Annotated in this window: 25 protein-coding genes, 15 tRNA genes and 2 rRNA genes (1 of these 42 cut by a window edge); 30 read left to right on the top strand and 12 right to left on the bottom strand. The window is 37.5% G+C overall.

Going from position 1 to position 23,588, the window contains the following annotated elements:
- The 20 genes from OSJ91_RS23860 to OSJ91_RS23765 form a co-directional block, all read left to right on the top strand.
- A 23S ribosomal RNA gene (locus tag OSJ91_RS23860) occupies window positions 1-1,367 on the top strand (it extends 1,566 nt beyond the left edge of the window).
- Between the two features lie 118 nt (window positions 1,368-1,485).
- A 5S ribosomal RNA gene (gene rrf / locus OSJ91_RS23855) occupies window positions 1,486-1,601 on the top strand.
- A gap of 9 nt (window positions 1,602-1,610) precedes the next feature.
- Window positions 1,611-1,685, top strand: a tRNA-Asn gene (locus OSJ91_RS23850).
- A 5-nt stretch (window positions 1,686-1,690) separates the two neighbouring features.
- Window positions 1,691-1,782: transfer RNA gene (locus OSJ91_RS23845), tRNA-Ser, on the top strand.
- A 9-nt stretch (window positions 1,783-1,791) separates the two neighbouring features.
- Window positions 1,792-1,866 (top strand) — tRNA-Glu (locus OSJ91_RS23840).
- Window positions 1,867-1,881: 15 nt separating this feature from the next.
- A tRNA-Val gene (locus OSJ91_RS23835) sits at window positions 1,882-1,957 on the top strand.
- A 103-nt stretch (window positions 1,958-2,060) separates the two neighbouring features.
- Window positions 2,061-2,134: transfer RNA gene (locus OSJ91_RS23830), tRNA-Met, on the top strand.
- 5 nt (window positions 2,135-2,139) lie between these two features.
- A tRNA-Asp gene (locus tag OSJ91_RS23825) sits at window positions 2,140-2,215 on the top strand.
- Between the two features lie 12 nt (window positions 2,216-2,227).
- Window positions 2,228-2,303 (top strand) — tRNA-Phe (locus OSJ91_RS23820).
- A 7-nt stretch (window positions 2,304-2,310) separates the two neighbouring features.
- A tRNA-Thr gene (locus OSJ91_RS23815) sits at window positions 2,311-2,386 on the top strand.
- Between the two features lie 16 nt (window positions 2,387-2,402).
- A tRNA-Tyr gene (locus OSJ91_RS23810) sits at window positions 2,403-2,486 on the top strand.
- Window positions 2,487-2,496: 10 nt separating this feature from the next.
- A tRNA-Trp gene (locus tag OSJ91_RS23805) sits at window positions 2,497-2,570 on the top strand.
- A gap of 17 nt (window positions 2,571-2,587) precedes the next feature.
- Window positions 2,588-2,663, top strand: a tRNA-His gene (locus OSJ91_RS23800).
- A gap of 35 nt (window positions 2,664-2,698) precedes the next feature.
- Window positions 2,699-2,773, top strand: a tRNA-Gln gene (locus OSJ91_RS23795).
- A gap of 3 nt (window positions 2,774-2,776) precedes the next feature.
- A tRNA-Gly gene (locus OSJ91_RS23790) sits at window positions 2,777-2,851 on the top strand.
- An 8-nt stretch (window positions 2,852-2,859) separates the two neighbouring features.
- Window positions 2,860-2,933: transfer RNA gene (locus OSJ91_RS23785), tRNA-Cys, on the top strand.
- Between the two features lie 8 nt (window positions 2,934-2,941).
- Window positions 2,942-3,022 (top strand) — tRNA-Leu (locus OSJ91_RS23780).
- Between the two features lie 141 nt (window positions 3,023-3,163).
- Window positions 3,164-4,150 carry a tyrosine-type recombinase/integrase gene (locus tag OSJ91_RS23775; protein ID WP_485890573.1) on the top strand — a complete coding sequence of 329 codons (987 nt, stop codon included), beginning with the start codon at window positions 3,164-3,166 and terminating at the stop codon, window positions 4,148-4,150.
- 184 nt (window positions 4,151-4,334) lie between these two features.
- Entirely contained in the window at window positions 4,335-5,123 is a 789-nt protein-coding gene (locus OSJ91_RS23770) for a hypothetical protein (protein WP_485890572.1), read from the top strand.
- Window positions 5,124-5,335: 212 nt separating this feature from the next.
- Window positions 5,336-5,590: a hypothetical protein gene (locus OSJ91_RS23765; protein WP_064461685.1), complete on the top strand. Its 255-nt coding sequence runs from the start codon at window positions 5,336-5,338 to the stop codon at window positions 5,588-5,590.
- Window positions 5,591-5,992: 402 nt separating this feature from the next.
- On the opposite strand, the gene OSJ91_RS23760 is transcribed toward OSJ91_RS23765, so the two are convergent.
- From OSJ91_RS23760 to OSJ91_RS23750, 3 genes are read right to left on the bottom strand one after another with little or no spacing between them, the layout of a single operon-like run.
- Complete coding sequence (locus OSJ91_RS23760) at window positions 5,993-6,496, bottom strand: hypothetical protein (RefSeq protein WP_485890571.1); 504 nt, start codon at window positions 6,494-6,496, stop codon at window positions 5,993-5,995.
- 1 nt (window position 6,497) lies between these two features.
- A complete protein-coding gene (locus OSJ91_RS23755) occupies window positions 6,498-6,812 on the bottom strand; it encodes a hypothetical protein (protein WP_485890570.1) in 315 nt (104 codons plus the stop codon).
- A gap of 16 nt (window positions 6,813-6,828) precedes the next feature.
- The gene (locus tag OSJ91_RS23750; protein WP_427672576.1) at window positions 6,829-7,443 is read right to left on the bottom strand and encodes a hypothetical protein; all 615 of its coding nucleotides are present in this window, start codon (window positions 7,441-7,443) and stop codon (window positions 6,829-6,831) included.
- Window positions 7,444-7,973: 530 nt separating this feature from the next.
- Between OSJ91_RS23750 and OSJ91_RS23745 the strand changes: the two genes are divergently transcribed.
- Together OSJ91_RS23745 and OSJ91_RS23740 are read left to right on the top strand one after the other, a co-directional pair.
- Complete coding sequence (locus OSJ91_RS23745; protein WP_427672577.1) at window positions 7,974-8,678, top strand: hypothetical protein; 705 nt, start codon at window positions 7,974-7,976, stop codon at window positions 8,676-8,678.
- Window positions 8,675-9,076 (top strand): hypothetical protein, encoded by a 402-nt coding sequence (locus OSJ91_RS23740; RefSeq protein WP_485890569.1) that lies wholly within the window; start codon window positions 8,675-8,677, stop codon window positions 9,074-9,076. The genes OSJ91_RS23745 and OSJ91_RS23740 overlap by 4 nt, the downstream gene beginning before the upstream one ends.
- A gap of 183 nt (window positions 9,077-9,259) precedes the next feature.
- Here OSJ91_RS23740 and OSJ91_RS23735 read toward each other — a convergent pair whose 3' ends face one another.
- From OSJ91_RS23735 to OSJ91_RS23725, 3 genes are all read right to left on the bottom strand, one after another.
- Complete coding sequence (locus tag OSJ91_RS23735; protein ID WP_485890568.1) at window positions 9,260-9,523, bottom strand: hypothetical protein; 264 nt, start codon at window positions 9,521-9,523, stop codon at window positions 9,260-9,262.
- A 320-nt stretch (window positions 9,524-9,843) separates the two neighbouring features.
- On the bottom strand, window positions 9,844-10,725 hold the full coding sequence (locus OSJ91_RS23730; RefSeq protein ID WP_485890567.1) for a hypothetical protein: 882 nt from the start codon (window positions 10,723-10,725) through the stop codon (window positions 9,844-9,846).
- An 802-nt stretch (window positions 10,726-11,527) separates the two neighbouring features.
- Entirely contained in the window at window positions 11,528-12,103 is a 576-nt protein-coding gene (locus tag OSJ91_RS23725; protein ID WP_427672585.1) for a recombinase family protein, read from the bottom strand.
- Between the two features lie 432 nt (window positions 12,104-12,535).
- Here OSJ91_RS23725 and OSJ91_RS23720 point away from each other — a divergent pair, with 432 nt between their 5' ends.
- Complete coding sequence (locus OSJ91_RS23720) at window positions 12,536-13,006, top strand: hypothetical protein (protein WP_485890566.1); 471 nt, start codon at window positions 12,536-12,538, stop codon at window positions 13,004-13,006.
- Window positions 13,007-13,106: 100 nt separating this feature from the next.
- Here the strand turns inward: OSJ91_RS23720 and OSJ91_RS23715 are convergent, their stop codons facing one another.
- The gene (locus OSJ91_RS23715) at window positions 13,107-13,991 is read right to left on the bottom strand and encodes a hypothetical protein (protein ID WP_485890565.1); all 885 of its coding nucleotides are present in this window, start codon (window positions 13,989-13,991) and stop codon (window positions 13,107-13,109) included.
- 108 nt (window positions 13,992-14,099) lie between these two features.
- On the opposite strand from OSJ91_RS23715, the gene OSJ91_RS23710 reads away from it, so the two are divergent.
- Together OSJ91_RS23710 and OSJ91_RS23705 are read left to right on the top strand one after the other, a co-directional pair.
- Window positions 14,100-14,477 (top strand): hypothetical protein, encoded by a 378-nt coding sequence (locus OSJ91_RS23710; RefSeq protein ID WP_485890564.1) that lies wholly within the window; start codon window positions 14,100-14,102, stop codon window positions 14,475-14,477.
- Window positions 14,478-14,585: 108 nt separating this feature from the next.
- A complete protein-coding gene (locus tag OSJ91_RS23705; RefSeq protein ID WP_485890563.1) occupies window positions 14,586-15,299 on the top strand; it encodes a DUF4145 domain-containing protein in 714 nt (237 codons plus the stop codon).
- A gap of 616 nt (window positions 15,300-15,915) precedes the next feature.
- On the opposite strand, the gene OSJ91_RS23700 is transcribed toward OSJ91_RS23705, so the two are convergent.
- A complete protein-coding gene (locus OSJ91_RS23700; protein WP_350300231.1) occupies window positions 15,916-16,206 on the bottom strand; it encodes a hypothetical protein in 291 nt (96 codons plus the stop codon).
- A 276-nt stretch (window positions 16,207-16,482) separates the two neighbouring features.
- Window positions 16,483-16,689 (bottom strand): hypothetical protein, encoded by a 207-nt coding sequence (locus tag OSJ91_RS23695; protein ID WP_350300230.1) that lies wholly within the window; start codon window positions 16,687-16,689, stop codon window positions 16,483-16,485.
- Window positions 16,690-17,062: 373 nt separating this feature from the next.
- Between OSJ91_RS23695 and glsA the strand changes: the two genes are divergently transcribed.
- A complete protein-coding gene (gene glsA / locus OSJ91_RS23690) occupies window positions 17,063-18,004 on the top strand; it encodes a glutaminase A (protein WP_413020419.1) in 942 nt (313 codons plus the stop codon).
- 277 nt (window positions 18,005-18,281) lie between these two features.
- Here glsA and OSJ91_RS23685 read toward each other — a convergent pair whose 3' ends face one another.
- From OSJ91_RS23685 to OSJ91_RS23675, 3 genes are all read right to left on the bottom strand, one after another.
- Window positions 18,282-18,476, bottom strand: a complete 195-nt coding sequence (locus OSJ91_RS23685) for a hypothetical protein (protein ID WP_350300229.1) — start codon at window positions 18,474-18,476, stop codon at window positions 18,282-18,284.
- Window positions 18,463-18,984 carry a tyrosine-type recombinase/integrase gene (locus OSJ91_RS23680; protein WP_350302956.1) on the bottom strand — a complete coding sequence of 174 codons (522 nt, stop codon included), beginning with the start codon at window positions 18,982-18,984 and terminating at the stop codon, window positions 18,463-18,465. Before OSJ91_RS23680 ends, OSJ91_RS23685 begins: the two co-directional genes overlap by 14 nt.
- Before the next feature lie 288 nt (window positions 18,985-19,272).
- Window positions 19,273-19,590 carry an ArsR/SmtB family transcription factor gene (locus OSJ91_RS23675; protein WP_350300228.1) on the bottom strand — a complete coding sequence of 106 codons (318 nt, stop codon included), beginning with the start codon at window positions 19,588-19,590 and terminating at the stop codon, window positions 19,273-19,275.
- Between the two features lie 231 nt (window positions 19,591-19,821).
- Here OSJ91_RS23675 and OSJ91_RS23670 point away from each other — a divergent pair, with 231 nt between their 5' ends.
- The 4 genes from OSJ91_RS23670 (at window position 19,822) to clpP (ending at window position 23,197) form a co-directional block, all read left to right on the top strand.
- On the top strand, window positions 19,822-20,709 hold the full coding sequence (locus OSJ91_RS23670) for a radical SAM protein (protein WP_485890562.1): 888 nt from the start codon (window positions 19,822-19,824) through the stop codon (window positions 20,707-20,709).
- Between the two features lie 388 nt (window positions 20,710-21,097).
- Entirely contained in the window at window positions 21,098-21,424 is a 327-nt protein-coding gene (locus OSJ91_RS23665) for a hypothetical protein (RefSeq protein ID WP_485890561.1), read from the top strand.
- A 447-nt stretch (window positions 21,425-21,871) separates the two neighbouring features.
- Window positions 21,872-22,582: a sigma factor gene (locus OSJ91_RS23660; RefSeq protein ID WP_350300225.1), complete on the top strand. Its 711-nt coding sequence runs from the start codon at window positions 21,872-21,874 to the stop codon at window positions 22,580-22,582.
- A gap of 30 nt (window positions 22,583-22,612) precedes the next feature.
- Window positions 22,613-23,197 (top strand): ATP-dependent Clp endopeptidase proteolytic subunit ClpP, encoded by a 585-nt coding sequence (gene clpP / locus OSJ91_RS23655; RefSeq protein ID WP_101223429.1) that lies wholly within the window; start codon window positions 22,613-22,615, stop codon window positions 23,195-23,197.
- The last annotated feature ends 391 nt before the right edge of the window (window positions 23,198-23,588 follow it).

The raw sequence follows: 23,588 nt of genomic DNA, 5'->3' as shown, positions 1-23,588 counted from the left end.
AGCTGTGATGGCGAGGGAAATATAGTACCGAAGTTCCTGATTCCACGCTGCCAAGAAAAGCCTCTAGTGAGATGTAAGGTGCCCGTACCGCAAACCGACACAGGTAGGCGAGGAGAGAATCCTAAGGTGTGCGAGAGAACTCTCGTTAAGGAACTCGGCAAAATGACCCCGTAACTTCGGGAGAAGGGGTGCTTTTTAGGGTGAATAGCCCAGAAAAGCCGCAGTGAATAGGCCCAGGCGACTGTTTAGCAAAAACACAGGTCTCTGCAAAGCCGCAAGGCGAAGTATAGGGGCTGACACCTGCCCGGTGCTGGAAGGTTAAGGGGAGAGGTTAGCGCAAGCGAAGCTTTGAACCGAAGCCCCAGTAAACGGCGGCCGTAACTATAACGGTCCTAAGGTAGCGAAATTCCTTGTCGGGTAAGTTCCGACCCGCACGAAAGGTGTAACGATCTGGGCACTGTCTCAACGAGAGACTCGGTGAAATTATAGTACCTGTGAAGATGCAGGTTACCCGCGACAGGACGGAAAGACCCCGTGGAGCTTTACTGCAGCCTGATATTGAATTTTGGTACAGCTTGTACAGGATAGGTAGGAGCCTGAGAAGCCGGAGCGCCAGCTTCGGTGGAGGCGTTGGTGGGATACTACCCTGGCTGTATTGAAATTCTAACCCGCGCCCCTTATCGGGGTGGGAGACAGTGTCAGGTGGGCAGTTTGACTGGGGCGGTCGCCTCCTAAAGAGTAACGGAGGCGCCCAAAGGTTCCCTCAGAATGGTTGGAAATCATTCGTAGAGTGTAAAGGCACAAGGGAGCTTGACTGCGAGACCTACAAGTCGAGCAGGGACGAAAGTCGGGCTTAGTGATCCGGTGGTTCCGCATGGAAGGGCCATCGCTCAACGGATAAAAGCTACCCCGGGGATAACAGGCTTATCTCCCCCAAGAGTCCACATCGACGGGGAGGTTTGGCACCTCGATGTCGGCTCATCGCATCCTGGGGCTGTAGTCGGTCCCAAGGGTTGGGCTGTTCGCCCATTAAAGCGGTACGCGAGCTGGGTTCAGAACGTCGTGAGACAGTTCGGTCCCTATCCGTCGCGGGCGCAGGAAATTTGAGAGGAGCTGTCCTTAGTACGAGAGGACCGGGATGGACGCACCGCTGGTGTACCAGTTGTCTTGCCAAAGGCATAGCTGGGTAGCTACGTGCGGACGGGATAAGTGCTGAAAGCATCTAAGCATGAAGCCCCCCTCAAGATGAGATTTCCCATGGCGCAAGCTAGTAAGATCCCTGAAAGATGATCAGGTTGATAGGTCAGAGGTGGAAGCATGGTGACATGTGGAGCTGACTGATACTAATAGATCGAGGACTTAACCAACGCTTTTTAAAAATGAAATACCTTCTTATTATCTAGTTTTGAAGGAATGAAAATTTCTTCTTGCATTTTCTCAAAAAGACGTTATAATAATATATGTCTTGAAAAAATGTAAACATTGTTTGGTGACGATAGCGAAGAGGTCACACCCGTTCCCATTCCGAACACGGCAGTTAAGCTCTTCAGCGCCGATGGTAGTTGGGGGTTTCCCCCTGTGAGAGTAGGACGTCGCCAAGCTTATATTGTTCCGCAGTAGCTCAGTGGTAGAGCATTCGGCTGTTAACCGAACGGTCGTAGGTTCGAGTCCTACCTGCGGAGCCATTATTGGAGAGCTGTCCGAGTGGCCGAAGGAGCACGATTGGAAATCGTGTAGACGGGTAACCCTGTCTCAAGGGTTCAAATCCCTTGCTCTCCGCCATTTATACCTGGCCCGTTGGTCAAGCGGTTAAGACACCGCCCTTTCACGGCGGTAACACGGGTTCGAATCCCGTACGGGTCACCATTTAGACAACATATTGGAGGATTAGCTCAGCTGGGAGAGCATCTGCCTTACAAGCAGAGGGTCGGCGGTTCGATCCCGTCATCCTCCACCATTTTTCAATAAGATCAGGTTGTTTCTGCATAAAGGATTGATTATTCAGCCCATTGAAACGCTCAACACGAAAACTTGATGCTTAATAGCAACATTATTATCGTCGCGGGGTGGAGCAGTCCGGTAGCTCGTCGGGCTCATAACCCGAAGGTCGCAGGTTCAAATCCTGTCCCCGCAATCTATGGTCCCGTGGTGTAGCGGTTAACATGCCTGCCTGTCACGCAGGAGATCGCGGGTTCGATTCCCGTCGGGACCGCCATTTTTATTGTTTGGCTCAGTAGCTCAGTCGGTAGAGCAAAGGACTGAAAATCCTTGTGTCGGCGGTTCGATTCCGTCCTGAGCCACCATAGTAGTGCCGGTGTAGCTCAACTGGTAGAGCAACTGACTTGTAATCAGTAGGTTGGGGGTTCAAGTCCTCTTGCCGGCACCATGTTTCATCCATATGCGGAGGGGTAGCGAAGTGGCTAAACGCGGCGGACTGTAAATCCGCTCCTTCGGGTTCGGCAGTTCGAATCTGCCCCCCTCCACCATTTTTCTTACAGGGGTATAGTTTAAAGGTAGAACAGAGGTCTCCAAAACCTCCAGTGTGGGTTCGAGTCCTACTACCCCTGCCAATTTCAATCCTATAATGGCGATTGTGGCGAAGTGGTTAACGCACCTGATTGTGGTTCAGGCATTCGTGGGTTCGATTCCCATCAGTCGCCCCATTTAATAAAACATGATATAATGATTACAACGTTATTGGGCTATAGCCAAGCGGTAAGGCAACGGATTTTGATTCCGTCATGCGAAGGTTCGATCCCTTCTAGCCCAGCCATATGCGAAAGTAGTTCAGTGGTAGAATACAACCTTGCCAAGGTTGGGGTCGCGGGTTCGAATCCCGTCTTTCGCTCCAAAAACGTTGGCGGCATAGCCAAGCGGTAAGGCAGAGGTCTGCAAAACCTTTACCACCGGTTCGATTCCGGTTGCCGCCTCCAACAAACATGCCGGTGTGGCGGAATTGGCAGACGCGCACGACTCAAAATCGTGTTCCTCTGGAGTGCCGGTTCGACCCCGGCCACCGGTATCATGAAAAACGTTAATGAACGTTGAGTTAAAAGGATTCTTACAGAAAATGTAGGAGTCCTTTTTTCGTTGTCTACATACGATTTTCTCCGAAATAATCTGATTCATATAATCGTGCGACCTGTCAAAGGAGAATCAATATTTGATGAGGCGTACCAACGATTTAACCCCTGTTGAAATTGCTAAAATCCATTTAAACAAAAAGTCTGATGCAATAGACTTCAAAACCGCTCTAGAACGCTTCCTTGATGACTGTGAAATAAGGAATTGTCGTTCACAAACCATCCAATATTATAAAAATGAGTTGGCAGTTTTCTATAAAATCCTTAGAGAACAAGATATTGAGGTCAATCTAAAAGGCTTAGTATCAGATCATATAAAGCAAAATGTCATTCGTTATATGAAAAGGAAAAACTGTAAAACAGTAACCATTAATACGCGATTAAGAGCGATAAGAGCATTCTTCAATTTCCTTGTTAGGGAACGGCTAATAACGAAAAAACAAAATCCTATGAGTGGAGTAAAATTACTTAAGGATAGGAAGTACGCTGTTCCTACATATACAAACGATGAACTTAACCTTCTCTTTAAACAACCTAATCAAAAGAAATTTACTGGCATCAGAGACTTAACAATCATGATGCTACTGCTTGAAACAGGTATAAGGGCATCTGAATGTATAGGAATTAATATCAAAGACATTGATTTTTCAAGATCCAGATTATTGATTCAAAACACTAAGGGCTATAAACAACGTTTTGTACCAATTCAAGACAAGATGAAAAATCAACTTCAACGATTCCTTACAATTAGAGGATTGTTGGAACACGATTATCTGTTTGTAAATATAGACAATGATCCATTAACGAAAAGACAGATGCAATCACAAATATCAAAATATGGACGGGCTTTTAATGTGAGAGCAACATGTCACAAATTCAGGCATACTTTCGCTCGTTTATCTGTAGAGGGTGGAGCTGGCATATTTGAACTACAGGCAGTTTTAGGACATACCTCAATGGAAATGGTTAAGCATTATGTTAATTTGTTTTCTGATGACGTTGTTAAAAAACATAAAGAATTTTCACCAATTGAGAATCTAAATAAAAAGGTGATAAAGAATCAATAATTAAACAAAAAAAAAGACTGCTGGTACTCGACATACCGGCAGCCTGTTGCAAATTGCACAGAGAATGCAATAAGCCTCAACCTATTGTAATTGTATGGGATTTTTCGTAAAAAATCAAACATCCCATGCTTATTTCTCTGTGCCTTTCAATCTGTTCAAACGTTCTTATAAGGAGAGAATAGGCATGAAGTCAGGAAGAATTGAAGATTTTAAGCATTTATCAAAATTTCGTGATACAAAAGATTTTAATAATCATATAGAACAATGGATGATCGATATTAAAGACCAGTTTACCAAGTCGGAACTAGTCGCTTTGAAACGTCTTATTCGCTATGCTTGCAAGTTTGCTGGTGTATCGAATGCTAAGATACAAACAATAGTAGCCGCTACTCATAAGGACACTATCGGCATTTCAAGAAGCACGTTTGAACGAATGTTACGCAAAGCAAAGAAACTGGGAATAGTTAAAATTCAAAATACAAAGCGTGGTAACTTTCAGGGCCACAACGTATATACATTCTTGCCTTATCCTTCAAAAGAAGAGGAAATAAAAGAATCGTATTTAAATGAAGTAGTTAATCCTGAGAATACTGAAGGAGCAATAAAAACTACTATTCTTTCTAAAACTAACAACCAAGATTTTAAAAAACGTAAGGAGCCGATTGATTCAACATTTACGAATGAATCTGTTCCTAAAACATTCAAGAACCTTGCAAAGTGTTTCTTTGACGATGCTAATACGATTGAATCTTACTGGAACAGGGTACAAATTGCAGCTTGGCGGAATAGCTGTGAACAGAATGCGGATCAAGTATTAGACGTTGCTATTGTTAGCTTTAAGCAGCTAATCGGAAAAATGAAACGTTCAAGGGTAAGGGATACTTTCGGTTATTTCTATGGAATCTTAGACAAGAAATTTAACAATCTATTTTATGATGAACTTTTTAAACTTGCTATCCAGGATAGGGGGTAGTGATAACTCGTTAGTAAGTAGTTGTTAAGTTGTTAGTAAGGAGTATTCTTGCTGCTTCTATATGGTGAAGGCAATCGGTAATTTGCTTGAAGTTAGTATTAAAAACGATCCGATTTAATAACTTGTTACAAATGCTCTCTGGACGCCTTTGCCAGAAGGGAACGAAAAAATAGAGGATTTGCAAAAGAGATGCAAAAAGAGGAGGAAGTAAAGTGAAAAAATTAATACTTTCATCATTAATTGTTGTTCTAACTGGATGCCAGAGTGAAGCTCAAGAGGATTATGAGCGTTGCAACGATGAATTTGCAGATGGAGTAGAATGTACAGAGGAGGAATTTAAAGACTTCTTGTATTATGAATACGAAAATAATGCTCAAATTTTCGGAGGAACTGATGAAGCAACAGCGGAAACGACAAATAAAGCTATTAATGAAATTGAGGAAAAAATTGATGAGATTTTTAAATAAAAGACAATCTTATGGATGAAACGTATTTAAGTTGATCTGTAAGAAAGAAAAAGGGACGGTTATTTAATAATAAAAATTCTACCTACGCAATTATAGTCATATGCTAATCATATAAATGTTCTTTGAACGGAACTTGAGACGGAGGGAACATTTAAGATAGTTTATCCTACTCCTCATAATTGTTTCTCAAAAAGGTAACACTAAAAATATCTTATTGAAGGAGGATATTATATGCCTAAGAGAAAACAGGTAAATTTCACTCATGAGTTTGTAGGTAATGGTGAAGAAGATTTAAATATTTCAAAAACAATTTGTTAGGTGGGTGAATACACAAAAAGGATATTCGTATTTAAAGTTAAAAACAAAATAAAAAGATGCCCTAAAAAAGGACACCTTCAGCACTTATAAAGTAGAATATCTTCGAATGTTTTCACGTTCAATAAGCAAAATGTCTTCTCTTATTAATTTGTTATATTCGTTAAGAAGAAATCCAAGGTCAATATCAGATAAGTTGTTTTCCTGCATCAGATTTGCGACTAGAGGAGACGAACTAGGATGTGAAGGGTTAAGCGTAATCTTCTTATTCCGCTTCACTAATTCTATAAATTGCTTGATAATATTTAATTCAGTCTGTTTCTTACCAGAAGCATAAGAATAGACGAGAAAACCGACATTTCTTTTGATATTAATACCCTCTTTCTCAAGGTACATTTCATTATCAAACCTGTCTAAGATCTTATATAGCTTTCTTCCGCTAAATCGGCGGTAAGTAAAATTTATAACGCTATGATCAGAAAGAAGTAGGTCATCTTTATTGAATTTAACCTCTCCGTATTCCTTCACAAGTTCAGAGAATTCTTTTACAATTTGTTCATCAGTTAAGGGATTTTCTTCGTTAATAAACATATTATTTACCTTCCTTTTCTAATTCTTCAATAGTCATATCAGGGGAAATTTGTCGAAACTCTTTTAAAATGTTCAATTCTGGTTGTAATAATTGTTTATTTGCTGCTTTCTTCTTGAGTATTTCTAATATACCTTTATCGATGAACTGTTTTAACAGTCGTATATCTGCGGTTTCTAGTTCTTCTATGCCTTCAAGGTAATTAATAGATGTTTCATTTTCGGCTGTTAACCACTTTAGATTATCATTATTAGAAACAAGTTTCTTATCGCTGTCTAGCTGCTCAATGCCTTCTAACCAATTTTTATCGTAATACATTTGTTTTTTCCTCCAATTAGTTAAGATTTTCAATTCCTTCAAGCCAATTTGTTTCTTCAATCGATGCGACTTGCAGCCAATCTAATTTTTTAGTTTCCTTTTTAGCAGCTTCCCAAGATAGAGAAGTAGAATATTGACCGGCCGGATTACTGACTAACGCATTCCCGATAAATTTTATTCCTTTAAGGATTCGGCCATTTGTTGTTTGCTCTTCAGAATCGTATGAACACTCCATAGAGCAGAAAAGCTGACCACTTAAATGCAATTGATAGAGAGAGGCAACTAACTCTGGATAGCGACTTTTATACAATTTAGCTGTTACTTCCAGATGATCTTTACCGTCCTTTTGAATGATTCTTGATGCTATATGGTGCCCAACTATTAACGCTTCTTTATCAAGCTTAGGAAAGCTTTTAGAATGTTCTGTTGGTGCATCTAATAAGTCTGGTATGATAATCAGAGGTGCATCTATGATAGTTTCTTTTGCCTTTATAACTTCTTCTTTTGAAAAGATAGCTTCATTTAAGTTCGGATGATTCAATGTAACAAGGATTAACTTAAGAAATACATAATCTTCATTGATGCTTATTTCAATATTATCAAGGCACTCAATGCCACCTAAAAAGTTCAAGCTGTCTCACCTCCATATGAAAATACTTTTAGGCCATTCATTTTTTTAATTTGGATGTTACTCTTGTTGAGTGCATTAATAATGCTCTCGTCTTTAGTTCTGATTCGGATGTTTGATTCCGTACAACAAATTAATTCTGCAAGTTTTTTCAGCGAAAGAGGGGATTGATTTAAGTACGATTTCCTATGACGTTTCTTTGAATTCGTTCAATGAATTCTGTTTTATTTAATCGTTTATACACACTTCTCACCTACGCTTCCGTTATGTCCCTTGAGTACATTAATACTTACAAATATTAAAAAAACGCGGGAAAACTGAAAAAACTTTTAAAAAAACAGTGAAAATTAATATAGAGAAAATACTTAAATATGTTGATATTTAAAGGAAGAATCAACCCTTTATATACAAAAATCAGGGATGGATTTATATAAAAGAACAAGTATATCCAAATAGGACAAAGATAGTTATATATTCCATCTCTCGGTTGTTGTAAAATACAAAAGGTATTATTCAATATAGGAGGTGCGTTAATGGAAATGATAAAGAGAATTTTGTATTTACTCTTACTAGGAATCCTTATATGTATAGGTGTTTTAATCTGTACTCAATTATTTGAACAGTATTCTAAGGAAACAGATTTTTTTGATAATTTAAGTAAAGTATCAAGTTCTATATCCGCAATTGGAGGGCTATTAGTCTTAATTGTTACTTTCTTTTATTTCTTAGAGACTCGAAAAATGACTATTGCAACTCGGAGACAAACGGAGCTGCTTGAGGAACCGGCTGTTAGTTTGAAAATAGTACCTGACGATACAAACATAAACTTTTTGTATGTAATTATGAAAAATACTGGTGGAGGCCCTGCTTACGATATATCAGTTAACTTTGAACCTGATATTAAGTACGGAGCCAAAACATTGAATCAATTAAAGATGTTTAATAAAATGCCACTTTTAGATAAAGGGGAAGAGGTAAAGTTCTTTTTTGATTCAGCAATTGAATACTTCGAAAGTGATAAACCGATGGAAACAAGAGCCACTGTTTCTTATTTCTTATCACCTCAATCTGCAAAGAATCAGAAGCCGATAATAAGAGAGTTTACAATTGATATAGAAGAGCGAAAAGGGCTATATCATCTATCTAAAAGAGACATTAATGATTTGGTGAAAGAGATTGAAGAGCTTAAGCATGCTCTGATAATTGCTTCTATTGAGAGAAAAGGTGACGAAGTGTGATAGAAAAATTCTTTAAGAAACCTCATGAGCCAATGATTTTTAATGATGGGCTATTAAAAAAAGGAGAAAAGGAATATTTCGTCATTCAAAAAATTTATTTGTTTATTGCCACTCATTCAATGAAAGTTCAAGAAATTGGAAATTCATGGATTACTAATCGAATAGATGTTGAAAGAACATTTAGAGGTTATTTTTATAGCTCCAACAACTCTTTACTCCTACCTGCTGATAATTTTTCCGAAGAAATAATGTTAATAGCAGATAAAGGTGGTAAACAGTTTCAGATAAATGGAGTTTCGGTTGGGGATATTAAAAATCATTTCGGTGAAAAAGGAAGCTATACTGCCGCGAAATTTAGTGCTACATCAGTAAAAATAATTGACTTGAAAGTAGATTAAAGAAGTAATATGTAATGTTTACGTTTATTGTATTGGTTTCAAATATTTTGGTTTATTTAAGATAATAATGTAAATAAACCTTTGTCAGAGCAAGTTGAGGGAAAAGTTACAGGTTTTATAACTGAACGTAACTTTCCCTTGTATTTTGCTTGGCTAAGGCATCACTTAATTACTATTTATCAATTATTCATCCTCTTCATTTATAAAATAAAAGTGATTGATTCCTTTTATCTTCTTAACACAGATTCTAACATCTTCTAAAGACTTCATTACTTTTACATCCCTCTTCCGCATTCGTAAACTATCGGATGTTAAATTTAAATAGGCTGCAACTTCTAAAAAGGATACTGGCGATCCGTCATAAGCGAAACGTCCAAGTGTTATCGTTGTTATATGACGAATAAAATCTTCTCGCGAATAGTAAATGTTCTTTTTTAAGTGCTTCATTCGAATTCCTCCAATATAAATTTATTCGTATATGCAGCCGACCGGATGCTGGCCGACCGCCGAGGTCTTATATTAAACGTTCCTCTACCGAGGGTTAGGTCAACTTGAAAGTTCACAAGTTTCCCATTCATAAAACTTTTTATTTCTAAGAATTAGGTACAATAGTTGCTACGGTACTTTGACATTTCGATACTTATATATAATGAATAGAATAAATCCACTCAACAAAAGTGACTCAATCCCTTGCCGCTCTAAGGATGATGGTGCTTTTAGGATGTACGAATCAAATCAATTTTTTCTACCTGAATGTACGAGTCAGATCAATTTTTCTTCCTGACTTTGAAGAATGGAGCTACATCAACTGCTATAGTTTCTTGAACTTTTGCATAATCCCCACGAAAGAATATATTTGGATTAAGCATAAATTTAGTAGGTTCTTTTCCAACTTTTATTTTTGCAACAACGTATTCTCCGTTAATTTCTATCTGATAAAGTTGTCTTGATAAATAAGCAGCAGAAACACCTAATGCCGCTGCCAAGTCTTTTTGCTTCATAAATTCTAGTTTATTTAAATCCGTTTCGTTTGAATTTTTAACCAATGCCATAGTTCTCATATTAACGAACTCCTGCAACTTGAAAACCATCGCCAACTCTTCAGGCTTATTCCCTTTCAAACCTTCCTTGATTTCCCTTGTTACCACTGATACCACTCCCATACCTTTAAACGCTCCTTTGAAAATGTAGTTTTTATTAATGGAGTACGTTTCTTCCTCGGTTATATAAATCAAAATTCCTTTATCCAAACATTTATCCTTAAAGTCATAAAATGTCTGCCTTTTATCTTCTAAGCCTAATATCTTTAAGAAGTCACCAGTCTTTAAAGGTGTCTTATCCTTCTGACTATGGATCAGTTTTCCGCCATAATCGATATAACACTGAAGGATCATTAGATAACCTATTTGAGCATTCGTTAAGCTCTGGCAAATATAATCAATCTCGTCCATGTTCGTATTTGTGAACTTGTTTTGCTTTCGATTACTGTTCATTTTTGCAAATTTCTTTTTTCGTTCAATTTTAATTTCACTTTCATATTTATATGTGTAACCGGTATCTGGATCAAGAGCTACGCCTTTTACTCCCTGAAGCGGGACAAGGTTTTCAGGTATATTTCTTACTTGGAGAACGTTCCTTATATTAGTCATGAAATCTTAAGCTCCTTTTTGATATTGTGTTATACGCATTTGTTATAAATAAAGATGTAAAAATTGATGATTTTTGTTGCTCGTTTACTCGATAGCTACTTTCCGAGTGTTCGCGAGTATCGGTTCCGAGTGTTTCGAAATGTGTTCGGTTCATCATTCTTGTTTACTGCCAAAACCAATGAAGCAGTTACGAAATGAATTATTCGTTCTGAATTTTTCGGAGGAGTGAATTTATTCATATAAAAAAGAGGTCATTCTGAAGGTGTAGGAAAGCCGGTTAATTTTTGGCCCTTCAAAATAACCTATTAATAGGAAATGCATTTGAACAAGCGTGATGAAGGCCTGCTGAAAACCTTCATCTAAGTTCATTAATACGAAAATTTGTTACCAAAAGCTCGTTTTTAGAAAATATTTTTACGTTTATTTGAAAAAATTAAGTGGAGAAGAAAGAGTGACATTGTTAGAAGGGAAGCATAAGAGGACTCAACCACACGCGTTCTGTTAATTGCCCGATATACGACACGCAAAAATAAAAAGGGGAAGGCATATCGAAACGAAGAACATTGCTCCGGCTGTATTTGTTACATACAACATATGAGGCAAAAAAAAGAACCGGCCATCGACCGATTCCCGTTTGTTTCTATATATAAGTCTTTAACTGCTGCTTGCTTATTCTCTTCAGAGGATGGTGAATACCTGGTAATACCAACAGCTAAGCGATGGATAGCAACAGGACTAACGAAGTTCATATGCCTATGTGATAAGGATACACACAACTCTGGTACATATGGAAGTACACATGTTAGATGCTTCTTATGATACCTCTGTTCTTTACTTCTCTATATATCGTTGCCTCACCAATGCTTAATACGTTGCTTATTTCTTTTACTGTCTTTTCACCTTGCTCATACCATTCCATAGCTTGGTTCATCTTAGAACTATTTTCAGTGTACTTCTTTGGCCGGCCTTTATACTTTCCTTTTTGTTTAGCTAATTCAATTCCAGCACGTTGCTTTTCTTTAATCATTGTCCTATCTAATTCACTGAACCCTGCCATGATCGTTAGAAAGAACTTCCCTGTAGGTGTTCTAGTATCAATGTTCATATCTAATATAACCAAGTGAACGTCCTTCTGTTCGAGCTGCTCAACCAATTCAAGTAGTTGTAAAGTATTGCGGCCTAGTCGATCCATACGGATTACAACAAGGACATCACCAGCAGCTAATGAAGTGATTAAAGAGTCTAACGCTTGCTTGTTCTTTGATACCCCGCTAACCTTTTCAGATACAATCTCATCGACTCCGAAACGTTTTAACGCGTCTAATTGTGTATCAAGATTTTGATCCATTGCACTTACCCTTGCGTATCCGTATATCATCTATAACAACTCCTGTTCTTTTAATGACTCCTTAACAAAAGTATATAATTATTTATGATAGATGTAAATGATAGTAAACCGATTATTGATTTTATTGAAAAACGATTTGCTATCAATAAGGTGTACTTCAATGATAGTTTAATGAGCTCTTAACCCTTTCATATTCCTTGGTGAAGGCCTCTTTGTGTTGCAAAGGTATTAATATTAACGGAAGTATAGTCAATATGAATTCATTCAGAGGTTGGCAAAATGATGCTTAATCCGGATAGAGAGGAAGAAAGGACGTAGGGGTAGTTTATGTTCTAAAATATCTAATATTGAAAAATGAACCAGCACTCCCCACCAAACATTTTGGATAGTTTCATGATGAGTTATTGGTATCTAGGCAATTAAAGTTATAATAAAAAGTATAAATAATAGGGAGAGGGACAAATGGATATTGCTATTAGTGCAGCCATAATCGGGGCAGCTTCAGGTTTAATTGGTGCAACCATACCACAAATCGCGAATTGGATACTAACCACTCATAATTACAGAAGAGAGTTAAAAAAGGAATATCAAATAAATAAAGTTCAAGCTTACAAAAGGTTATTCAGTGTAATCAGTGAAATATCTTCATATTTAAATATGTTTAATAATAATAAAGATAAAGCCGAACTGGTATTCAACTCATACGCTTCGTCGCTAAATGATATTATTATTCATGAAGGAATATGGTTTGACAAGGAAGAAATCGATCTAACAAGGAATATTATTAAAGATATAGGAGCAATTATTATTGATGAGATGGAGCGAAAAGCCAATCTACCTTTATCTAATTTTGATTCAAATCTAGCTGAAAACATGGCAGACCTTCTATCAATTTGTCGAAATAAAGCAAGAAAAGCCTATTTTCAAAAATAAATGAATGCTTCATTTCTGTTGGTAGATAGGTGTATGCTAAGAAAATCCTAGGGGTATAAGTTAAATTAAATTTTATTAATTTAAATACCCCTTATATATTTTATTTATAATCTTCTTTCTCGTTAGTTAACTTGTAAGTCGCGAAACCTAAGTAAATAATGAGTGCCAAAATTTGACTGAAGAATAATCCAAGAAGGAACCATTTCGTTAATAGATCATCGTATTCTTTTTCAGGATAAGGTAGCAAAGTTGAAGGGTAAACAATACCGACACCACAAGCATATACAAGTACGAATAGACCACTCCTTACCCATTTAGGTTTGCCATAATCATTAAGTATTTTTAGTTGTTCTGCTTGCTGAAGCTCCAATACTTTAATGTCATCGATTAACCGATTTCGTTCTTTTTTTGCTTCTTTATATTCGGTGTGTGGATTTATAGCTGAAGGATGAGCAGCCTTAAAATTAATGTGACCAAAAGGACCTTGCGGTTGAGGTTGGGCCATATCGTCAATTACTTTGAATATCCTTTCATACCAATCCATACGATCAGGATATTTGTAAACGGTGATGACTTTCTTAAACTCGCTGAATTTGTCATAATACTCTTCTATCGATCCGTGGAGCTCAATTAATTCAGAAGCCATTTCCTTCACTTGCTTGTAATAAGGCTCTACTTCTTCTTTAGTCAAATAATCGTATTCATCTTCTTCTATGACTTCGTTAAGTGTTTTGCCAAGTAGTATTCGTTTGATGTTTTTTTCTGTAACAAAGTCATCCAGATCATCTTCGAACATGAACTTTTCAGCGTTTGCTTTCATTTCACTTTTCGATAACAAGTCATTTTTAATTTCTCTGATTCTTCGTTTAATGCCGTTCTGTTCACTAGCGATAGCAATTACCCTACTGACCAAGAACCCCCCTATGATTGCCACCAGACCCGCGGTTGATGAAATAATTGTTGAGATTAGCGTGTTTAAATCCATAATTCTCCTCCCTAATAATGCTAATTTTAATTATAACTGAAAAATCTACTTATTATGGACTAGGTTTTTTTATTGTCATATAATTGAAAATAAGGGAGAGTGAATATTATGAAAGAATACATTCAATACGGTAAAGCGTGGCAACGAAATATCAATGAATATATCGAAAAAGGCTGGGAAGTTATTGAGACAACAAAAGATGCTGAACAGCATGGCTCAACAGACATCGTTTATCACCTGGGCTATCCAGCATCAAAAAGAATTGAAGAGTTGCTAGGACTTCTGAAAAAGTACGAACAATTTGGACTTAAAGATGAGCTGTTCAAGCAAGTTGCTGAAAGTAATGGCGATGACATTAAAGACTACGTTAAAGGTAAAGGTTTCTATGAGAGTGATGAAACTGCTAAGTTTTTGAGTTATTATGAAAAATTGGTTCACAAAGATGATGAAGGTTATCGCACTAAGAATAGTAGTATTACTTTTTAATTAATTATTTAATTTTTCTGTTAATTATGCAGAGAGTTAAATGTTTTATTTAACAGGAAATTATTCCTCTTATCGAATAAGAGATAAAAGATAAAGGAGGGAAGAATAGTGACAGGAAGAAGCGACAAAGTTTTAACTTGCCATCACTGCGGTAACAAAACAGTTATGAGAGATGTCGCTGCACATAAACATGAAGACACAGAGGATATTTGGGACTATTCATATGACCATTACAAACCGATACACAGTATTACTGATGTAAAAGAGTGGCATTTATACTTGTGCCCAGTTTGTATTAATGTAACTTTGGAATATTCTACTTATAACAGTGAAGAAACTGAAATAGCTGGGCAACCAATAATTCATGAAGAACTTATATATCCTTTTACGACAATCGAGGAAAATAATATTCCAAAGAATGTAGCTGGAGCATTTGAAGCTGCACTAAAAGTTAGACAAATTGATGGCGCAATATGTGCTATAGCAATACGTAGAACACTTGAAATGATGTGTAAAGATAAAGGGGAAGTAGGGAACAACCTTTATTCAATGCTAAAAGCATTATCCGATAAAGGTGTTTTACCTCCAATTTTAAATGATATGGCAAGTGTCCTAAGAGTAATAGGAAATGCTGCTGCACATGCAGACGAGGAAAAATACAGCCACGACTTAGTACCATCAATGATTGAGTTCACAAAAATCATATTGGATTATGTGTACAATCTTCCAATGCAAATAGAAAAAATTCAGGATAGAATTGGTAAGAGGACTGTAGACGATTTAAAAAAAGAAAAGGCAATCGTAGAGGCAAATCCTAATTAATACTTTTTTACTATACACCCTCATTCTTGGGTGCTTTTTTATATCGTAAAAGGAGGGGAATACTGCCCCCTGTAAAATTGGATTTTTTTTCAATTCGTCTTGAAAAAGTCTTTAGAATTTGCTATATTGTTATTAAATTATATAGTCGTACGGTATATTTTTGAATCAGTTTATTTTTCTTGTGAAAATCCCTTATAATTCTACGTTTTCCTTAAGTGGAAAATTTAACGTTTTTAGCACGACTCAAAATCGTGTTCCTCTGGAGTGCCGGTTCGACCCCGGCCACCGGTATCACCAATAGCGTAGAATCGCTATTACATCAAGCTTCACACTTAATTGTGTGAAGCTTTTTTGTGTTCATGACGCACTACAGAATATGTACAAATAATGTGCGAGGGTATTATGCAATGGTTTTTAATCACTCCAGAATCAAGGGAATTGAAACCAAGGAGCATACAAAATCGAATCAAACAGTTTGGCAGCTTATCGGAGTTTAAAAGGTGATAGAATCTTATGCACTGAAATCGTTTATTTTATCAACGTTTGTTATTACGATGAAAATAAAAACGAATGGGTCAAAGAGTATTAACTCTACCATTCGTTCTTTTAAAATAATTTAGATTTCAATATTCATAGCATTTAGGTCCGCTTCCGTATAGCCAGAAGAGGATAGTGCGATTTCAATTTTTTCAGCAGCCTTATAATCAAATAATTTAAATTTAGACATTAATGCGAAAGCATTTTGATTTTCAATTGCCAAGGCAACAGCTTCCACGTCTTGCAGTAATTTCAGGTCTTCAATGTAGAATTGGGCGGTTCTCATCGCTAAATACTCATTCATTGTAGTCGAACTGTAGAAAAGTCTTGTTAAAGTGGCGATTGCGTTAGGAACGAAAATCTTATTCATAATTACCCCTCCACTATTCGTAATATTCTGTTATTTGAGTCACCATTAGTATGAGTCACACTAATAATGTTGTCAATCTTTATCTTTTGAGCATTTTTACTCCTTTGAAAGTAAATCTGTACTCAAATTAAGTAAATAGAAAACAGACACTTTTCCAGAGGCAAAATGATTGCACCGAAGCGCACTAAGTAAGCAAAAGAATGAATGTTGCTGAGTTACGAAACGAAGATCCTTTCTGTGTTCTAACATTTCAAAGGCTTATGAAACAACAGGTCGTTATAAACTGTGAAGAAGGCGAGCTTCCACGTTACGCAGCTCTCCAGATGAAACACTATCAGCCACAATTATTTGTAATGTTCTCGTAGCTGTCATTCGTTTGTCTGGATGCTTGATTTGTAGACGCTGTTGTATCGCTCGGAAAAGTTCATTATTTTCTGGACGGTTGGCGTTATAGATTTCTTGTAAACTCTTCGATTTTCCCATGGCTTTGCCTACTTTCCATCAAGTGTGAAATACATATGAAAGCTTATACGATAATATATATTTCCGCCTAAGCGCTTCTAATTCCTTCTTTTTTAAAATTAAATCTTCTTTAAAGAACAGTGAAGTTGCTACGATTTTTTTACAAGGCGTTGGCTTATCTGTTTTACTGCTTTACCTTTGACGTATATGTTGTTGTTTTTCTTTGTCTTTATGAAAATAATTCAGAACCTGTACATCTAATTTAAAACCAGGAAAATTGCCGATTCCTGATTTTTTAAATAATATCGATGAAATATGGTAATAAATAATAAAACCAATATCTAAGCACACTTCACATGACAAATTTTCTAAGGGGCGGAAAATTGTGAACAATATGGGATGTCAATGCAGTTCCAATGAAGAATTACAGCAACTGGTCGATGAGGCAAAAAAATATACAAATATGGGAACAGTGGCAGACTATATACCGGCTCTTGAAAAGGCGAATCCTGGGGATTTGTCTGTTGCAATTCACTATCCTGACGGAAAAGGATATTGTGCTGGGGATGTAACAGGTAAAATGACCCTGCAAAGCATATCGAAAGTTTTGACACTTGCTCTCGTATTAATGGAAAAGGGAGAGGAATATGTCTTTTCCTATGTAGGAAAAGAACCTACCGGCGACCCTTTTAACTCGATAGCCAAGTTAGAGACAAACAAGCCATCCAAGCCGTTAAACCCGATGATCAATGCAGGAGCATTGACTGTGACCCACATGATTGAGGGTAACAGTGTAAATGAGCGATTTCAGCGTATTTTACATTTTATCCGGGAGTTGACGCAAAATCCTACTATCGGTTTTAATGATGATGTTGCCCGGTCAGAATACAATACAGCAGACTTGAATAGGTCGTTAAGCTATTTTTTAAAGCAGCATAATGTAATAAATGAGGATGTGGAGGATTTAATCGAATTGTATTCGAAGCAGTGTGCCATTGAAATGGACAGTCAGGATTTAGCAAGGATAGGCTGTGTGCTGGCCATGAATGGAAAAGATTTGCTGACGGGAAAGCAAATCATCCCCGGGGACATTGCCCGTATTTGCAAGACATTCATGGTTACCTGCGGCATGTATAACGCATCTGGTGAATTTGCCATTAATGTTGGCATACCGGCTAAAAGCGGTGTGTCAGGGGGAATCATGGGGGCCGTCCCCGGAAAATGTGGGATTGGAATTTATGGTGCAGCGCTGGATGAGAAGGGGAACAGCGTTGCCGGGATAAAAATCTTGGAAATGATGGCGAAAAAGTATTCCTTAAGTATGTTTAATTTGTAAACATTGAAACCATTACCGAGTGAGTCGGATGATATTAATTAATTTTTTTATTCGAAAGTTGTCTGGAATTAAATCGCAAGCATACGGCTTAGGAGAGCCAGAGAAGAGAGGGAATGAAGCTTGAAATAGAGCTTTTTCGTTATGTTATGTTGTGGTGTTACAGGAAGATGAAAAGGGTCTGCATTATAAATGAGGTACAGTTTAAAGCCTTAAAGAAACAAGCATTTACTTTCAAGGAAAAAAAGACCTCTGCTCATAGGGCAAGGTCTTAAGCTGGTTATAACAAGTTGGAGAAAAGAGATACTTTTTTATATAAAGCATTTACCTCTTTATTTCGATGTTCCCCGATTTCATTTCTTAGCTGGCCTTCCATATCGGTCATTAAATCAGCTAATTTCAATGCCTTTTGTCTGTCGGAAATATTGCTGCGAATGATATATTCATATTTTGCATTGTATTCAGCCAGTGACATTTCTTCCGTCCTCCCATAGTGCAAAGTCATTTAAACTGTCCTCTGTTACTTCATCAGCAATCCCAATGTACCTTAGTGTAATTTCAGGATATGAATGGTTAAGGATCATTTGTAACTCAGCAAGGTTCTTACTTCGTTTATAGTGCCAGTACCCGAATGTTTTCCGCATGGTATGGGTACCGACGCCCACGATGTCCACCATGTCCGCTGCTTTATTAAGTTGTCTGTAAGCTTGTATCTTACTTATTGGCTTATCGCCCTTGCGTGAGGGAAATAGCCATTCACCATCAATGGTGGCTATATAGGCTGCCAATTCATTACATACATTGTTAAGCTGTATCAATCTTGGCTTTTTTGTTTTCCCTTCCTTGATGATTACCTCCATCTTGCCTTTAATGTCCTTTATCTTCAGCGATAATAAATCAGTTACACGCAAGCCGGTATTGATGCCTAACAAGAACAATATGTAGTCTCTCTCGCTGCAATGTCTTTTCAATGACCATTTCATATCATCTAATTTTTCCAATGATCTGATTGGTTGAACGTCTATTAAATGTTCTTTTGGCAAATGTGTTCTCCCTTATTTCACACTAATGGAATCAGTATTTTGAATGTATACTTTTAAGAGTAACACTGAAAAAGGATGGAAGTCAATGTGACGGGTACATTGATAGCATGATATACGGTGTTTTGCAGTGGGGAAGATAACCCGGGGATGAATTGTGGGGATGAAAAAACGCGGCCTCTTCTTACATTAGGAAAGGGCCGCGTTTTAGGTAAGGGCATACTTCACTATTTATAGTACATTCCCTATCCAGTCGGAAAACTCTTTTATTACCTTTTCATTTCTTTGGTAAAGTGTCCATACGGCTACTTTTTTGGACTGCAGTAATCCGGCTTTCTCAAGAATTGATAAATTTTCGGAAGTTGTCGATTGGGAATTGCCTGTCTTTAACTGAATATGGTAAACACAAACACTATTGATGAATTCTGGTTCGGTTAGATGGGGCGCCCATCCAAATTCCTTGAAGTTCTTTTCTGGTTCTTTCAGCCAAAGTAGTATATTCAATCGGGTTTTATGTGATATTGCTTTTAATATTTTTAAATCATCCATATTTTATACCTGCCTGCCAACTTATGATTTTAAAACCTCATCATTCAATATTATTTAATGGGTTATATACAATCAGTTTAAATACAAAAGGAAATATGTCAACTGCCTATTCTTTTTAGGGAATGGTGGTCTCCTGCCGTACGATTAAATTGCTGGACAAAAATAGAAATGGTGTGTATCTTTATATTCATCGGGAAATTCCGATGTATTAATGAAGAAAGAGGTTTTCATATGAAATATGATGAGAAGATTTATAGACCGCCATTAGAGGCAAACACCCTTTTATTACAAGTTACATCCGGGTGTTCAAACAATAAGTGTACATATTGCAATATGTATAAGGATATAAATTTCAAAATGGAGAAATTAGATCAAATAGAAAAAGACTTGATAGAGGCAAAGGGTTTTTATCCGAATGCACAAAGGATTTATTTATTAAATGGAGATCCATTCATTCTTAGTGCGAATAAGTTAAGGGATATCGCAAAATTGATCAAGAAACATCTCCCTGAAGTTGAAACAATCACGATGTATGCATCTATACAAAGTGTTGCGACGAAAACGATCGAAGAATTAAAGGAATTAAAAGAATTAGGAATCAATGATTTATATATAGGTCTCGAAAGCGGAAACGATGAAGTTCTGGAGCATGTAAAGAAAGGATATACGGCAAAAGAGGCAAGAGTGCAATTGCAGAGATTGAATGAAGCAGGTATAGAGTTTTTCGTTATGGTCATGTATGGTCTTGCAGGACGAGGGAAGGGCTTGCCGAATGCGGTAGATACAGCTGCATTATTAAATGAAGTTCGGTCCAAGGCGATATTCCCCATGTCTACTACGTTAATACCTGGTACTGAACTGCATATGGAGTATTTAAAGGGCGATTTTGAAGAATCTGCTGAAATGGAGAGAATCATAGAATTAAAAACATTCATCGAACATCTGAATGTAAAGGACGATACAAGAATATCGTCATTGCATGCATCGAACGCATTAACATTAAGCGGGAGCTTGCCAAGGGATAAACAGTCATTCATCGACGGATTGAATGATTTCATTGAAAAAACGGACGCTGATGAATTCCAGCGTAGCATCAATAGGAATGCTTTAAGGCTTTAAGTGAAAATGGCTGGTTAACCTTCCCTCCAAAATGAGGGAAGGTTGTTTCACATATATTGATTCCTGACCAAAATTGTAAGGTCAATTGGTTCTTTCAAGAAAAATGGTTAATTTTATGTTATTATATTAATTGGATATCTTAAGCAAAAAAGGAAAAAGTCTAGGGGGGAATGTGAAATGAAATTGACGGTCCTGCCAGTTTTCCTTCGAAACCCTTTGTTATATCCAGTGGGAGCGAAATAACAAAGAAGAATCCAAAATGAAGAATAAATTTTTTTTGCGAGGATTGATCAATAAAGTAGTCTGCCCCTTCGGGCTTATTTTTTTGTCTAACATAATGAAGATGGTATTTAATAGATACTTTTAAGTCAGGATTGGGGAAACCACAATGAAGAAAGTTTTAGCTATATTGAAAAAGGTACTGCCTTTAAGGTCAAGGTTGATTACGATGGCAATTATGATAGCCGTTTTTTACTGCATGTTCATGTTCGCAGACCTGGAGAATGAAAAGGCAGACAGAGAGCGTCATAACGAGCAATCAGTGAATTTTGAAGAGATGAGCGATCAAGAGTCTGAAGAAAAACCAGCAGGTTCTTTGGTGAACTATTGTAAAGATAGCGCTAACGAAAGTCGTTCCTCCAGTTGGTTTGATATTGAAGTAAACGTAATGGAACCAAGCGAATACACGGTCGAATGCATTGAACACTTGGAATAGCAGCAGAGTTCCTATGGATCATCCGGAAATTTGAAATTCAGAATCTACAACAAGGACATCCGGGAGGTCAGGGATATCGGAACAAATTGCGATTTGGGAAAACGTAACGACATTGCGGGACATTAACGTAAGCAGAAGGTCACTTCCGAAAATTTGGCTGGTTGAATAAATGGAATGGAGCGGAATGCACGAAGAATTTTCGCTGTAATGATTGGTGACGAACCGGTTACACAGCGGGGCAGGCCGAGGAAGGACTAAATGTAGGATATTAGAACATTGATACAAGCCTGTTTGGATCTTAACCAAACAGGTTTTTAGTATGAAAGGAAATCCAAAGGAAAAAATGGAATAGAATATAATGAAGAATGAAGGAAAATTTTTCACCCCCATATCTTTTTCTCTTTCTGAAACGTTTATAGGATAGAGGGTGTTGAAGGAGTGAGAAAAATGATAAATAAGTTAAGGGAAGATATTTCTGAAGAAAAGGATAACGGTGCGATTTTGCGTGAAGTTTATCCTGAATTGATTCGGTTTTGCCGATTCCTGACCCAAAATAATTGGGATGGGGATGATTTGGCACAGGAAACGATATTGAAGGCAATGCAGGGCTATGGGAAGAAAACGGAGATAACAACAGCTTTATTGAAGACGATAGCCCGACATTCCTGGATTGATACGATAAGAAAAAGGAAAAAAGAATCTTTAGGCGATCTGTTGGATACCGAACAGCTGGGGTCAGTTGGGGAAAATGTTTTTGAAACGGTTGAATATATAATAAAATCCCTTACGCCGAAACAAGCTGTAGTGTTCATATTAAAGGAAGGATTCCTTTATCGGTCAAAAGAAATCTCAGATTACTTGAACACCACTGAAACGGCTGTAAAGGCAATCTTGAACCGTGTGAAAAAGCGTTTTGACAATGACGTTGAAGAGCGTAGTAGGTTGTCTTGCGTGGAAAATTGGGAGGATGAGGAGGAACAGCGGCTCATGTCCTTGATGACACAGGCTTTAAAAGCCCAAAATCCTGATATCCTCATTAGAAGCATCCCATCTTTCAAATCCCTGAACAGTGAATCGATGATTCCTAAACTGATGAATCGTCCGATTCTTTCCAAATCAAGCTTCACTCCTTCAAACACACTCTCAATGGCTGCATAGCCAATATTATTGTTAGGAGGAAGAAGAGATATGACCACCATTCCATATGTAATTGAGCAATCAAGCAAGGGTGAGCGCTCGTACGATATTTATTCCAGACTTCTAAAAGACCGTATCATCATGATCGGGGAAGAGATCACCGATCATTTAGCCAATAGCGTGGTTGCCCAATTGTTATTCTTGGCAGCTGATGCACCAGATAAAGAAATTACCATCTTCATAAACAGTCCAGGGGGATCGACCAGTGCCGGTTTCGCCATTTATGATACGATGCAATATATTAAGCCTGATGTCCGGACTGTATGTACGGGGATGGCTGCATCATTCGGGGCCATGCTTTTATTGGCGGGTACGAAAGGGAAAAGGTGTGCTTTGCCAAATAGTGAAATCATGCTTCATCAACCGCTTGGTGGGGCGAGGGGGCAAGCAACGGAAATAGAAATTTCTGCCCGAAGGATTTTGAAGCTAAAGGATCATATCAATCAAATCATCTCGGAAAGGACCGGTCAGCCTATCGAAAAGGTGGCGAAGGACACAGATCGTGATTATTTCTTAAGCGCAAATGAGGCGAAGGATTACGGTATAATCGATGAAATAATCGTTCAGGCTAATTAATCCTGATAAAAACGCCATGTAAGCTCAAAATAATCTGGACGAAAACGAAAGGAAACTGCTGATATCATATCGGCAGTTTCTTTTTACCCTCTTACATTACTCCATATATTTATCCACAAAACCCCATATCTTGTTCCAATACTATTTTGGATCCACTACCTCAGCTTCACAGTGCCCGGCACCCGGTATTATCAATTTTTCTTGAAGTGACGTATGAATCTTCTTGGAAAAATAGAATGGGTACCTTGGGTAATTATCGATATCTGAAACTACTGTAATTCTTATTGAAGGGATGAGAAGGTTTGATGTCTTCCTTTTCTGGATAGTCCATCCAGTTAATATGTTAAAATAAATATTATCTGACATTATAAATATCTTGGAGGAAGTTTTT

Source organism: Bacillus sp. T-10(2022) (assembly GCF_056502895.1).
This window is presented reverse-complemented; position numbering and strand designations above follow the sequence as displayed.